This is a genomic window from Cyclobacterium sp. 1_MG-2023 (genome assembly GCF_030546805.1).
In the GTDB taxonomy this organism is placed as follows: domain Bacteria; phylum Bacteroidota; class Bacteroidia; order Cytophagales; family Cyclobacteriaceae; genus Cyclobacterium.
On sequence record NZ_JAUOPC010000008.1, the window covers coordinates 211,126 to 225,600 of the forward strand.

Annotated in this window: 11 protein-coding genes; 3 read left to right on the forward strand and 8 right to left on the reverse strand. The window is 36.7% G+C overall.

The features are described 5' to 3' along the window. Positions 1–487 precede the first annotated feature (487 nt). Positions 488–1,357 (forward strand): hypothetical protein, encoded by an 870-nt coding sequence (locus Q4534_RS14465; RefSeq protein ID WP_303613862.1) that lies wholly within the window; start codon positions 488–490, stop codon positions 1,355–1,357. A 47-nt stretch (positions 1,358–1,404) separates the two neighbouring features. Further along, positions 1,405–1,611 (forward strand): hypothetical protein, encoded by a 207-nt coding sequence (locus Q4534_RS14470; RefSeq protein WP_303613863.1) that lies wholly within the window; start codon positions 1,405–1,407, stop codon positions 1,609–1,611. 279 nt (positions 1,612–1,890) lie between these two features. Here Q4534_RS14470 and Q4534_RS14475 read toward each other — a convergent pair whose 3' ends face one another. The 4 genes from Q4534_RS14475 to Q4534_RS14490 form a co-directional block, all read right to left on the reverse strand. Then, complete coding sequence (locus Q4534_RS14475; protein WP_368509159.1) at positions 1,891–2,142, reverse strand: JAB domain-containing protein; 252 nt, start codon at positions 2,140–2,142, stop codon at positions 1,891–1,893. A gap of 326 nt (positions 2,143–2,468) precedes the next feature. Next, a complete protein-coding gene (locus Q4534_RS14480; protein WP_303613864.1) occupies positions 2,469–3,212 on the reverse strand; it encodes a GLPGLI family protein in 744 nt (247 codons plus the stop codon). A gap of 278 nt (positions 3,213–3,490) precedes the next feature. Next, complete coding sequence (locus Q4534_RS14485) at positions 3,491–6,307, reverse strand: outer membrane beta-barrel protein (RefSeq protein ID WP_303613865.1); 2,817 nt, start codon at positions 6,305–6,307, stop codon at positions 3,491–3,493. Between the two features lie 932 nt (positions 6,308–7,239). After that, the gene (locus tag Q4534_RS14490; RefSeq protein WP_303613866.1) at positions 7,240–7,659 is read right to left on the reverse strand and encodes a hypothetical protein; all 420 of its coding nucleotides are present in this window, start codon (positions 7,657–7,659) and stop codon (positions 7,240–7,242) included. 512 nt (positions 7,660–8,171) lie between these two features. On the opposite strand from Q4534_RS14490, the gene Q4534_RS14495 reads away from it, so the two are divergent. Continuing rightward, positions 8,172–8,726 (forward strand): hypothetical protein, encoded by a 555-nt coding sequence (locus tag Q4534_RS14495; RefSeq protein WP_303613867.1) that lies wholly within the window; start codon positions 8,172–8,174, stop codon positions 8,724–8,726. Between the two features lie 232 nt (positions 8,727–8,958). Here the strand turns inward: Q4534_RS14495 and Q4534_RS14500 are convergent, their stop codons facing one another. The 4 genes from Q4534_RS14500 to Q4534_RS14515 all read right to left on the reverse strand — a co-directional run bounded on the left by Q4534_RS14500 (position 8,959) and on the right by Q4534_RS14515 (position 14,101). Further along, positions 8,959–9,540: a hypothetical protein gene (locus Q4534_RS14500; protein WP_149393803.1), complete on the reverse strand. Its 582-nt coding sequence runs from the start codon at positions 9,538–9,540 to the stop codon at positions 8,959–8,961. A 713-nt stretch (positions 9,541–10,253) separates the two neighbouring features. Further along, complete coding sequence (locus tag Q4534_RS14505; RefSeq protein WP_303613868.1) at positions 10,254–11,027, reverse strand: TIGR03915 family putative DNA repair protein; 774 nt, start codon at positions 11,025–11,027, stop codon at positions 10,254–10,256. Beyond that, complete coding sequence (locus tag Q4534_RS14510; RefSeq protein ID WP_303613869.1) at positions 11,028–12,290, reverse strand: putative DNA modification/repair radical SAM protein; 1,263 nt, start codon at positions 12,288–12,290, stop codon at positions 11,028–11,030. 647 nt (positions 12,291–12,937) lie between these two features. Beyond that, entirely contained in the window at positions 12,938–14,101 is a 1,164-nt protein-coding gene (locus Q4534_RS14515; protein WP_303613870.1) for a right-handed parallel beta-helix repeat-containing protein, read from the reverse strand. Positions 14,102–14,475 lie beyond the last annotated feature (374 nt).

Genomic DNA, 14,475 nt, shown 5'->3' on the forward strand with positions numbered 1-14,475 from the left:
TGTCATCTGTAGCGATATCACTTTAGGTAGTGGAGAAAAATCAGTTCTAAAGGACCAAGAGGCTTGGTAAGGAATTTATTAAAAATTCGTAGAGGGACTTCAGTAAAAGCCGAATTACCCAAAAATGCCATTAAACTAATTGATAAAACCGCATGGACTTTTGGTGTGAGAATGGACTGGTATTAATATAGGAATCCCTTCAGGAATGGAGTTTGCAACGCCATTTAAATACTGCACTCTATCTAATAGCCATTCTAGGTACTTTGACTGGTAGTAGAATAAGGTTAAAGTTTGAATTTACAATGAACACCTTATTATTTTCTATTAATTTATTTGCATTTTAATTGTATTTATTTTAATTTTAATAGGATTGTTAACAATAAGAAGTACGTTTAAAGATTTAAATCATCATTCTAGTCTCGGTTCCGACTATGTTGGAAATTTGTGTTTTTTATAGATTAAATGTTTAAATTAATGTCTTTTTACAATGAAAAATTTAGCAATTTATTATCCCTTAACCTTCTTGGTATTCATTATTTCCTGCAATGAAATTGAATCAATTCCACCTATGGAGTATTCTATTGATGAAGATTATGCTCATGAAATTCAACAATTGGAAAATTTCTATCTTACTGGGTTAGATCTGGTCGTTGAGAGGTTGGATAAGAAGTTACCAACTTCACAATCCGTTAATTCAGATTTTGAGGAAAAATTGTTTATGGATATCTTGAACGGGTTAAATGAAGAAATCTTTTACTTTAGTGAAGATCAAATCAACAATTATTCCATTAGAATGCAAAATTTATTGATTTCAAAAAACAAACCTGATGCCAGAACAGAACAGCCAAGATTAAATGATGCGGGCATTTTTAATGCAAGACAAATTACAATGTACAATAAGTTTGTTGAACAATTGCTTCAGACAGACGATCCTTATTTTGCAAAAAAAATTGCCAATTCTTTTCAAAATGAGATTTTAGAATCTTCACTTAATTATGAGGAAAAGATTTCTCTACTTTCACTTTCCACTGGAACTAGAGCGGTTTCTGACTTTATTATCAATGATGGGATCGGAAAAGTTAGAGATAAAATTAATGGAGGTGAAAGAGATGAAAATCAAGTATATGGATGTTCCATTAATATGAGAAATGTTTGGGCTGATGCTGTTGTTGGTTTTGCTGGTGGTGCGGTTGCAGGGTGTTACGCAGGTGCTACTGCCGGAACTGTTGCTTTCCCATTATTAGGAACTGTTACTGGATGTGCTAGTGCTGGAATGGTTGGTGGAGCAGGAGGTTTTATTTCCGGTGCCTCATATAGTATTGTATCAGGCCTTTTATTAACCTGTTTTCGTTTATAAAAAATGAATTGCTTGCACTTTATTAAAATAAAATTTAAGCTAACAAAATGGATAATAACTTTAAAATAGAAAAATTAAAAAAAAGATTTATAATTGGTAGTTTTTGCATGGCTATTTTATTTATGGCCTTTGGTTCTTTCGGATCTTTTAACCCATTAGAAATCGGTTTTTACACCTCAATAGGTGCTGCAATATTTTGGTTCTATTTAAGCTATTATGGGTTTAAATGGTTACTTGGTAGAAGTAAAACCTAAATATTTTAATTGTATTGGTTACTTTTACAATTACAAACGTTGTTTCATCAGTTAATAGCAGTTCCATAAATTTGGAACTGCTATTCCTATTGTAAAAGTAAATTTAACTTTCCCTAATTCTTTGATAATCCATTATTGCAATTTTATGTTAATTTATTTAATGGTCAAGCCATAGACTTCTTAATAAGGTCCTTTATCTAGCAAATGAGGAAAATATCAAACAAAGTGAATAAAAATTCCTTCTAATTAAATTCCCATTCACAATTTTATGATAAAAACCTATATCAGGCATTCATCCGCAAAACTAAGGTAAGTACCATCTGTAAATATCAAATGATCCAGTACTGGCATTTCCAAACTGTTTCCAGCTTCGGTCAATCTTTTGGTTAACCTTTTATCTGCTTCGGAAGGTCTAAGGTTTCCGGAAGGGTGGTTGTGTACAAGGATGATTCCTGCGGCCAGGTGGTCAAGCGCTTTTTTGAAAATTAATTTTGGATCGGCTAGGGTAGCGCTGGTACTTCCTGAGCTGATTTTATGAAGTTTGGGTCTTGATTGTTTCGGTTAAGTAATACGATGTAAAAATGTTCCCCCACTTCGTCAAAAAGAAAAGGTTTCATGCAATTGTAAACATCCTGGGAACAATTGATCTTGATTTTTTTATCCGGTTGTTCAACCCGGATTATGTAATAAGATTCGTGATGTGTGCTAAAGTCGCAAGAAAATCAGTCAGTCGCGGTTTTAGCATAGCACCGCTCAGGCGAAATTGAAAATAACAACGAAGAACCTGATCTTAAAGCGATTTCAGCAGGTAATAGTAGTTCAATTGCCTATTTTAGGCTAATCTTGCTACAACCTCCTTAATATCTAATTTCCCACATCCAGGCTCTCCTACTTTCGATGGAAGTTTGGATAAACTTTCGGGCTATGTCGTGATATTCAGTACCCGATACTTCTCTCCCTCTCATTCTCTTTGGTAGAGAGATGATTTCTTCCGGTTCTCCAAAAGTGATTTTCTCGGCTTCCACAATAAGCATTCCATCGTTGATGTCATAAGCCAAAATCAAACCCGGAAGTCCGAATTGCTCCTCAGGCCCCGTTGGAATGGGAATATCTGATGCAAACCAAGCAGTGATCTTTTGGCCTTTGAGGCTGTCTTCAGCTACAGCTTTCATACACATATGACCCAGAATATCCCGTATTTCGTTCATTACCCTCCATTTTGGAGCATTTAGGCTGTCACGAACGATGTAGGTTTTGCCCATCTGGTCCATGTATTTCAGATAGGTCTGGTCTTCTAAATTATTTTGAATCAAATAGTCTTTTACTTGCCAAGAGTAACTTCGGACTTCATAGGGTTCTCCGAAAGTATAGATACTTTTTTCCGGCCAAAACTGAAGTTTCATCCGAGTGCTGTAGCCTTCAGGATTACTCCAAGTTAGTTGGATTCTATCCTTTTCCTGCTCGGTAATGTGAGGAAGGCTGGAGTAAATTTTATCATAAAATATCCGGTATCGGTATTCTACTTCACCCACTATATTTTGGGCTTTTAGTCCTGTGGAAATCAATACTAGGATAAGGATTTTTAGGTATTTTAACTTCATTGTTTGAATGATTTATGAATTGGCTTAATCAGAATATCTGGAATAGATTGGCAAACTATTCCATCATTGAAACTTATCTGAAACTTATCTATTTAACGATATCAACTTTTTTACTCCTATGCTAGGTGGTTTGTATTTATTAAAATACAGTAATTAATTCTATTGGGATTATTATTGATCATACCCACGCACTTAACCGGGGGAAGAAAGCCATTTCCCAGTTAACAAAACATATTTCCTGTACATTTTACTAAAGTAAAGCTTTTCCACTTACGCTACTATCTACGATTTTTCACTTCTACTCCCCGCATATTATAAGTCACTCCGAGCAGGAAATACCTAGATAACGTCTCAATCCTTCCGGAGGAAACGTAATTTTGACCTGCATACTGGCTGATGGTTTGATTTTGCTTGAAAACATCGTAAGCGGATAGCCTGACTTCCCATTTTTTAGCCTTGCCGAGTAGTTTATAGACGAATGCATTGAGGATAGGTACTTCCTGATCAAATCCAAAACTTTCGTTCTTATATCGATTGTAATTGAATTTCACATCTAAGTAAAAATCTTTGGGGAATTTTATGTTCATATTACTGTAAGCACTCCAATTTATTATGTCCTGATTTCGGGAAGGATTCTGTTCGTATTTAGTTTTACTAAGTCGGAAGGATGAACCGGTATATAAGCTGAACCATTCTAAAGGGGTCAGATTTAAATTTAGGCCAAAGTTATTACCATTCGTTTGGGTCTCAGTCTCAACCGAGTTGATGAGGGCTAGGCTTTTTGTATAGGATGGATTTGCATACAAGTATGCGGAAGCCTTGGTTTTTACAATAGGAAAACCAAAACCTAAATATGGATTAAATCGCTGCCCCCCTGAAACATTTCCTGCTTTGTAGGTAGTGACAAAAGTCTCCGGGTCTATGGTTTGGTTTTGAACCACCTGATTCTGATAGAATGTTGAATTGAATGAAACCCGCAAATTTATAAATGATATAGGATCATACATGCTATATCCTGTATTGAATGAATGAGATACTTGTGGCTCTAAATCAGGATTTCCTTCCCGTATATACAATGGATTAGAAATGTCCTTGTATGGCTGTAAGTCGGAAATACTTGGGGGATTCACACCCATGTTATAGCCTGCGCTGAGGCGCTTGTTTCCTTTCATTGTTTTCGAGTAAGTCAAATTAGGGGTGAAATTGAGGTAACTCTTGTTCACTCGGCCTAATATTTCACTATCTTTTAATACTGAAAATTGTCCATTTAACTGGTAGTTGGAGGCGGCTAAACCTAAGCTTAAGTTTGAGCCTTTGTTGGCATAGCGGATACTAGAACCGAATCTGTTGTAGGTAATAGTATTTTCAAAAAATCGGCTGAGGTCCGGATTTAGCTCTTGGGTGTCACTTGATTCCACATCGTATACTTGTCGATTTGTTTCGCTCTGTGACTGGCTGAAGTTATAGAAAGTCTCCCAAAAGAATATTTTTTTGATTGGTTCGACAAAGAGTAGGCTTGACTTGATCAAGTTAGCGCCACTCAGTGCCTGGTTCAATTGATCCAAGTTACGGAAGTAGGTATTTGGATCTGTTGAGTTCATGAGATCTACCACGGATTTCTGTACACCATTTTGATCTGCCTTACTGTACGTATCACTGATACTGGCAGCAAAGTTTCGTCCATTTTTTTTGAATTTATGCCTATAAATTGCTGTGCCCTGAAAGGCGCCTGACCATTTGTCTGAGCTGTTGTTCCTATCCATTTGGCTTTGCTCCGTGCTACTGCGAATCAGCTCCTGATGACTGGCCAAGTAGGTGTTAAGTGAACTTAGCCTTCCTTTTACATTAATAGTGATGGTGTTGGCGCTGTCTAATTCGTTTTGAAAACGAAGATTTACCCGATGGTGACCTGCCATATTATTCTGTGAGCTTTGGTCAGTGGAAGTGAAGGAAGTATTGTCCTGCAAGAAATTTGTCCTGCTATTAAAACTCTCCATCGATTGATCACTGCGGCTAAAGAAGTAATTACTATTAAAATCCTTCTTATCCTTCAGGTAGTTATAATTGACGCCTATGGCTTGGTTGTTGGAATAGCCGGAGTTGAGGTTATTGAAGGGGATTTCGAAGGATTCTTCATTGTCCCCACCTGAAAACGAAATATAATTCGATCCACCCCTACCATTAAAACCAAAGTCCCCGGTGTCCCCAAATTGGAAAGCACCGCTCCCTTTAAACTCCTGCAGGTCATCCCAGCTCAGACCGGATTGGTTGACATTATTGCCATAGCCGATCACCGAAAATTGGTTTACTTTGTCAAATTTATTGAAAGAGGCATTTGCAGTCCATCTTCCGTCTGTACCCAGAGCTGCAGAAAGCTTACCAAAACCTCCTTTTCTGGCGTCCTCCTTCAGCTCAACGTTTAAAGTTTTTTCCTTCACCCCATCTTCCACACCTGTTAGCTTGGACTGTTCTGACTTGTCATCGTATAGCTGAAGCTTGCTAACAGACTCTGCATTCAAATTTTGTGTGGCCATTTTTGTGTTGCCTCCAAAAAAACGCCTTCCATCCACTGTTACTTTCTGTACTTGTTCCCCTTGTGCAACTATATTTCCATCCTTGTCAATTTGTATCCCAGGCAGCTTGCGGAGCAATTCTTCCAAGGTAGCTCCAGGGGGTACTTTAAATTTGCTTGCATCATACTCTAATGTGTCTCCCCGCATCATCAAGGGCGCCTTGGCGGCTTTCACTACTACCTCATAGAGTTCCTGTAAAATTGGCATCAACTGAATCTCATCGACATCCAAGTCACCTGTCTCGGGAAGAACCAGTTCCTTTTGCACGGGAAGGTAGCCCATATAGGTGGCTTTGATGAGCAGGGGTTGTCTTTCTACGTTTTTGAATTGAAACTCTCCGTCTTCATTAGTCAGGGTGTATGTGACCAAGGCCGAGTCTTTTGGGCTAAGAAGTAGCACAGAGGTGTAGTCGAGCGGGTTATTAGTGGTATCTTTCACCACTCCCCGAATAGTAAGTTTGGATTGGGCCTGGGAGGCAAAGGCGATGAAGCCCAGAAGAAGGCATGAAACGAGTAATTTCATTTTATTTCAGGTTTATGTTTTTAACAATAATTTCTTAGACTAAAAACTATCATCTCATTTACCATTATCAGTTCACCTTTGCAAGTTGAATTGGTAGCGTGAGAAAACAGGCTTTGGATTCAATGTGATGTTTATGAATCCAACTAAAAAAGTGAAATTAGAGCGAATTTTATTTTTTGCTACGCTAATTCTTCTTTTTTAAATATTACCCTTGAGCTTCAAATTTTAATAATACATGCCCCCTTCACTTCTCTTCTTCGTTTAGTCATCTATTTAAACAAATCAAAAATCGCTTCTTTCGTGTACTGCCATTCAATAAAAAATAGGCCAATCTTGAAACATTCTATTTATGACTTTCAAACTATTACAATTATAAAGATAATTAAACTAAAAACATAATACTAATTTATTAATTAATGTTAAATAATTATACCATGAAAAAAATTATAGTTTAATAAGTGTCAAAGACAGCCTTTTTATAGATGCCTTTTCCATGAATCTTTGCTACGCAAGTATAAATGAAAAATAAAGGTTGTTTTTCTTCCCTTGGGTACCAATAAACCTAAACTCGTTAATAGGGAAGCCTCCACTTGCAACTCCTAATGGTTTGGTACACCTACCTTTTTATTAATATAGGCTGTGTGGGCTTCACTCTATTGATCCGGTTGTATTACCTTCCTTTACAAATTACGGATACGAAGTATTATTAGTAGAACTATTGGTTATGTTTCCTGAGGCATTAGATAGCTTTAGTTAGGATCAGAAAACAAAATTGACTCCAATTAAAGTAAGGGATGAAACAGTGCTTGAATAGGTTTACTTTTATTCATCAGGCCCAGTTAAATTAATTGAACTCTTATTAAGCATTTATCAAATGTTCATTTAAATATTGATGAATTACCAATCTACCTTCAATCCTCATGTCCCCTACATTAAGCTGACCATGGGTTGGCAAAAAATTCATCAAAGTGATCTTCTTTTTCTACGATTAGTGCCATGTTTTCACCTTCTTCATTTAGTGGGCTGAAAGCATAATCGTAACAGATAAAATAAACAAGTTTAGCGGGTGCAGGCGATCGATAAATTCCTGAAAAAAACCGGTAATTATACTCCATGGAATCAAGCACCTCTTTGCTTACTCTTGCCTTACCGGCGGGACAAAGAGTTTTCAATATCCGACGGTTTTTTCTGATAATACTGTTTACCTCTTGGATCTGCTTGTCAGCTGTACGTTTGGTCTGGTTGTTATAGGTATTGCGACAATAGTCATTACAGTATTTTTTGTCCAACCGTCCGGTTATAGGTTTGGAACACTGTAAGCATGTTTTGATAAAAGTTTTCTCTATTTCCATCTTGCTTAGAATCACTTATTTGTAAATCTAAGCAATAATATCCATTTATTTAAACATTTATAAACGACTAAATCTGGTTTTAATATAGTTTAGATGAATAATAGTATCTTTATGGCCATTTTATATTTCAGACTTTTCAGTGCGTATTTCGAGGTAGACATACAGATTTACCCCTAAGTTTCAAATAAAATTAAGTGAAATTAGATTGGATATTTCTCCGAAACACTTAATTTAACATTGGCTAACAGGAGAATTTTTTACTTTATTCTTAATGCCACATGATGCCGATAAAAGAAGTCCTCGGTCTTGATGAAATTCGAACTAAATGAGCCCTAAAGGACAATAGACAAGCTATTGCCTGATGGGAAAACTTCCTTTGAAAAAAAATCAGGGCAGGCTAAGAAAATTCAGGAAACGCTATTGAAATACTGGGGTAAAGTAAAATGACAGGATCAAATAAAAGTTCGAAGGATTGATTTTTATACAAAGCTAAAACCATAAATATTTAATAAATGAATTTTTCAAAAATCATCCTTTGCTGTTTTTTATTGCTTTTTAGTCCAGTGCTTTTTGCTCAAGAGTCAATAGACAAGGTGAAAAGTATTAATGGTCTTGAACTTGGCGCTACACTTGAAAGCCTTCAAGATCAACTTCAATTAATAACTGGAAAAGAAACCGTCTATCAAAACCACCCATTTCTGGCAGAAAGTCTTAAAAGAAATTTAGAAGCAGGAATACAGGAAGGAATTTATCAAGGCCATCCCTTAAGAATTATTAATGGCGTTGAAGCCCATGACATGAGGTTGATTTATTTATCCGGTCTGTTATATAAATGTAGATGGACATTTAACAAACGTGACCTACCCAATATGGACAGTGGGTTCAAAGACTTCATCAATTTCTTTAGTAAAAAATTCGGTCCTCCTACTGAAAAAATCCTTAATGACACATTTATCTGGGAGGGAGATATCAATAGGCTCACCATAAGTTTTTTTGATGGAAGCATACAAGTTGAATGGAGGGACAATCTTTCTGATAAAAAAGCAATACAACTCACTCAAGATTAATCAGACATCATATAAACTGCGAGATTTAAAAAATAAAAGACAAGAACAATAGCGGACCAATTATTAGCAGATAGCTGTTAATCATCACCACAAAACTTCTTTATAACACATTCCGGATTGGATTATAAAACAAAAGACATAAAAAATCCTTTATCAATTAAAATTGATAAAGGCGGTTTAAAGAAGGCAGGATCAATTTAGCAACCTGCCTTCTTTAAATTAGTTTCGGAATTTATCGAAAACCGAAAGTGTAGAAAGCACCAATGCCTGCTACATTTCCTCCTTCTTCCATGTTTAATAAATAAGAAAGTCTAAATCCTACTGGGACACCATTAATTAAGGCACGAACACCTCCGTTAAGAACAGGTCCTGAAGCTTTATTGGTAGAGACGCCTTCAAAATTACTCCCACCACCTAACCTATTAATACCATAACCTACGCCAGCATACCCCCCTACTGAAGACCTGGTATCAGCATGGGCTCCGTGGCCAAAGTTAATTTCGGCAACGACGGGAAGATCCATTGCGAAGGATGCACTCCCTGAATTTGTATCAAGCATAAATCCCAATCCCAAGTGTGTACCTACTGAAACAGTCATTTCTCTACCTAATTCAACCATATTAATCCTAGGAGAGTACAAAATAGCAGGAGAACCAATGGTAGAAGTGGATTCATAATTCTCAGTTATGACAGTAGATGTACTAACATAATAAGCTGCTCCTAAAGAATGGGAGAAAGAGGCTTGTCCTAAAGAAACTTTAGGAAGTGCCATAAAAACGAGGGCTATAGCAGCCAAAAGTAATGTTCTTTTCATTTTGAAAACGATTAAATAATTTGATTAAAAATTTACTTTTAAATAATTAGTCAAAGGTAATCAATAAATATTACTAAACTACACAAAAATGTATTTTAAATATAAATAAAAGTTTTTTGAATATAAAAAAGATGCAAAAACCACTATTGAAACGCACTAACCATATTATTGTAGTCAAACAATTTCCTGAAAAATCATTTAAATTAATAAGTAAAAGCGTGACCAAAATGATCAACAATCATAATGAATTGAATGTTTAGTCCAAAACCAAAGACTTAACTCTTTTTCTGTAATTATTGAATTTCGTAGAATGGATTAAAAAGAAGGGTAGTTTCCACACAAGAACAAATTCAGGGAAATATTTCAACATAATCGCAAAGAAAAACTGAATTAGGATTTTAAATCCAATACCACGGACCATCGATCTTTTAAAACGAGTGGTGTTTTCCAGTGGAACCACTTTTAGACGATACCTTCAAGTATTTAAGTCACGTAATAATAGATTTGTCCGAATTAAAATTAGGCAAACGATCTTCCTTTGAATAAATCTAAAGCTGGTCATCAGCTGCAATAAGGTCCTTGCCCATGATAAAAGCGGAAATAGGCATATGCGGAAGCTACCTTTTTAACCTTATCTTATTCCGTGGATTATTAGTAAGTTGGTAATTAAAAAGCTTCAATTCTTTAATCATACCATCAAGTATTTTTCACCTCTATTTTTCACTTAGGTATTTCCAGTATCGTTTAGGCACATGACGAATATGTAATTGTAGGTTTTTCCTCGAAGAGATATTCGTGCTATCGAAATAGTCCTTCCATAAGGTTTGAAATTCTATTTCTTCGACAGCAAAATAATCAGGAGAAGTTTTGCTGGCATCAAATCCCTCGGGTAAGGTCAAATTGATAATTTCCACCTTATCCAAATCATAATAGAGGCCATAATTTCGCTTAAGGTCATAAATCACCCACTTTTGATCGGCATATCTACTTTTGAAATGTTTGGAAATAAGTGGGAGTACATCAAAATCGGGTTCAATGGTAGCAAAGTACAACCCGTCTTTAGTCAATCGAAATCTAACAAAAGCCTCCATGCGGTGTTTTTCACGCCCAACGCTTTTAGCAACCTTACTCAATTCCAAAACATCAGGATTAGAAAAATCTGAATCAACCGGTAGCCTACTCTCAAAAACATATTGGATATAACGTAACAATAGATTTTCTACCCCCTGTTTTTCACTCAAAAAGCCATAATAGATACGCAGTCTTCCCGCATTTGATGTTTTCTTCCCTAAGCCTTTCCACACCCGATCTGCTTTAACCGGATCTGCAACCACTACATTTTGCTTGCCAAATAAGGAGGCTTGAGATTCACTATCTTTTTGGATAAGGACGCGTTTTAATTTCAAATCATAGACCTGAAATACACAGGTCAAAAAACCATCAAAACTACCATCATAAATGAGTATGGAATCCTGAATATTTAGCATTTATTCAAATAAATTCAATTGAGGGCTTAGTTTTTTTTGATATTTACTGGTGGTGTTTTGAAGAATAAGAGACTTCAGTTGTGGGCTAGTCAAATCCCTCCGTTCAAAATCCTGTGAGGCACAGACAAGGAAATATTTGGCTCTGTTCATGGCTATACCTATGCGCTGTAAATGCTCCCAATTAAGTCTTCTAAAACGTCTTGCCTGAATGATTTTATGCACGGATTTCATGCCCACTCCCGGTATACGTGCCAACATTTCCCGATCAGCAGTATTCACATCCACTGGAAAGTATTCCAAATTCCTCAGGGCCCAACCCAATTTGGGGTCTACCTCCAAGTCGAGGTTTTTGTGGGACTCGTTCAAGATTTCATGCACTTCAAAACCATAGAAGCGCATTAACCAATCTGTCTGGTACAGCCTATTTTCTCGTAACATCGGTACTTCGGTGCCAATATGTGGCAAACGCGAATCATAACTGATGGGTATATATCCGGAATAGTAAACCCGCTTTAATTCAAACTTTTTATAAAAATAATTGGAGGTCCACATGATTTGCTGATCACTTTCTCCGCTAGCCCCTATAATCATTTGCGTACTTTGCCCTCCGGGTGCAAATAGTGGGGTGCTTTTTATTAGTTTTTTTTCAGATTTGTATTGGATGATCTCATTTTTAACTTTTATCATTGGCTTGATAAAGTCTTCACGATTTTTTTCCGGGGCCAATAGTTTCAACCCTTCCTTGGTAGGAATCTCAATATTTACACTCAACCTATCTGCATAAAGTCCAGCCTCCTTCATCAGTTCATCAGAGGCTCCGGGAATGGATTTGAGGTGAATATAACCATTGAATTTTTCTTCAGTTCTCAATTTCCTGGCTACAGCCACCAACCGTTCCATGGTATAATCTGCACTTTTGAAGATTCCTGAACTCAGAAACAAGCCTTCAATATAATTGCGACGGTAAAAATTTATGGTCAAGTCAACCACTTCCTGCACCTGAAAAGCGGCCCTCTTGATGTCATTGCTTTTTCTTGTTACACAATAGGCACAGTCAAAAATGCAATGATTGGTCAGTAATATTTTTAGCAAAGATACACAGCGACCATCTTCGGTGTAGGAATGGCAAATCCCCATCCCTGTTGCATCACCGAGCCCCTTATTGGTGTTGCTCCGCTTGCTACCACTGGATGCACAGGACACATCATATTTGGCTGCATCTGCAAGTATTTTTAATTTTTCTTGAATACGTGTAAACCCCATATATGGTAATAAAACTTGGACAATTTGCTGAAATTCTTCCCTAAATAATGCCCATCAAGAAGGATAATCTAGCCTTACAAATATCTACCTAACAAATAGAAGAGAACAATGGATTTCTTTTAGAGGACTATTGATTTGCCAGACCAAATTATATACCAATCTTTCAGAACGGTTTATAATTTGTAAACAAAATCATTAACCAATTGTTTAACCCGGATTATTGTAATAGGATTTCTCCGCCCTGACAAGGTCAGGGGTGAAGCCTGTCCCGTGTTTATGGGAAGTGGTGCAATCGCAAGAAAATCAGGCTGTTTGGAGATTTTAGCATAGCACCGCTATGGTGAAATTGAAAACAGCAACGAAGTGACTGATTTTGAAGCGATTTCAGCACGTAATAGATTGTCTATTGCATATTTCGGGTTTAATCTGAAGCCTTTTACAAACGTTGGAAAGCTCAGGAATGTTACGTCTGGATTTGAACCCGAAAAATGAAATCGGTCATGATGGAAAACTTTGGGAAATGCATGAGAAAATAAACATTTTGGCAGCGATTTAATTCCAAAGGAGTGGATAGCAAAACAACTTCCAGCTTATTCAGCAATACCATCTGTTGTGTAGCAATTGAATTGATACGATTAAATCAATCCTTATTTCAGTTCATCAACATAGACATTGTCCATGGCTATGGTTTTTCCTGACAGGCCCCTAACAGCCTGTTCGGTTTCCTTATGTTTGGCAAACCAATTGTGATGTATTTCACATTTTTCTTCAGGTACACCCCTAATTACTACGGGTGTTTGGGGTGCATAAAAAGTGTTGTTATAGATCTCCATTGTCGTTCCCGCGATGTCCGTATTGTCTTTTCTATCCCTTCCACCGTGCATGTCAAAACAATGACTTAATGATATGCCCAGCTCAATATTATTCCTAGCTATGTATCCACAACCCGACACCCCGGTACCTGCAATAGAATGCCTGTTTTCATTGAATAAATTATATTCGATTAGAGAATCAGCTGCGGCATGGCTTATCCCATAACCGAGGCCATTGTACTGGCATTGATGGATAAAATTATGATGAATATGGTGTCCAGAACCCTTTTTAAGAAAAATGCCGCTACCTGAAAAAGCTGAAACCTCACAATTGTCCACTTTCAATTCAGGATATTCCGTCACTATTCCTCTCGAAACTGGGAATTTGTAATAATAATCACGTCCCAAACCTTTAGGTCCAAAAGCGCGTTTGTGATGTTCCAGATGACGGTCAGGATTTGGCCCTTGAATTCTTAGCCCCGATATTCGTACCCCTGGCCCATTGGCACGAATCAGGAACCGGGTCTCCAAAGCATTGCTTAGCAAAATTCCACCTTTAGAACCTTCATATCCGCGGTTCCCAGCCAAGGTTACCCCTTCAGGAATTTCTAAAACCAACTTTTCAATAAAAACCATAGTGGTTAGGTCTATATTAATTTCATCGGGAATAAAGACAACTTGTCCCGACTTTGCTTGCGCAAGTGCATCCAACAATTTATCCAAGTTTGTCGCCTCAAAATCTCCCTTTACAATTGGAAAGGCATATCCATTCCCTCCACCAATCGGCCCCATATCACTAGGTTTGGCGCCATAAATCTCATCATTAATAGCGAGCCAACTTGGCTTTTCCGGATTTTCGCCCTCAACAGGTTCAGTTAAAAATGTACTTGGGTTCCAATCTTTTAAGGGAAACCATAAAGTGCAGGCCGCTAAACTGCTTTTAGCAGCAGTAGAAAAAAATTGCCTTCTGGAATGTTTGCTATTATTATTTTCTTCCATATGTCTTTTCAATGCAAAATACTAAACTGGTTTCAATCCGTATTTTATAAATCTAATTAATTCAAGTTAATTATACAGAGAAATTAATAGTTAATAAGCTTCGAAATAGGGTAGCCATAACCCTAGCACTTCTTAGATAAAATGATTTTATGGTTTAATCATTTAAAATTGTTGGATAGACTTCCTCCCTCATACAATTTCAGTTATTAATTTAAATAGTGAAATACATTAATGTACAAATCCATTGCCCATCAGCCAGAAATTTAAAGTCAAATCAAAATCATAGGACATAAATTCATACTGAGACACATTTTGTATTCACAATTTACATTAAACATTATCATAATAAAATTTTAAAAATATAGTATTATTTT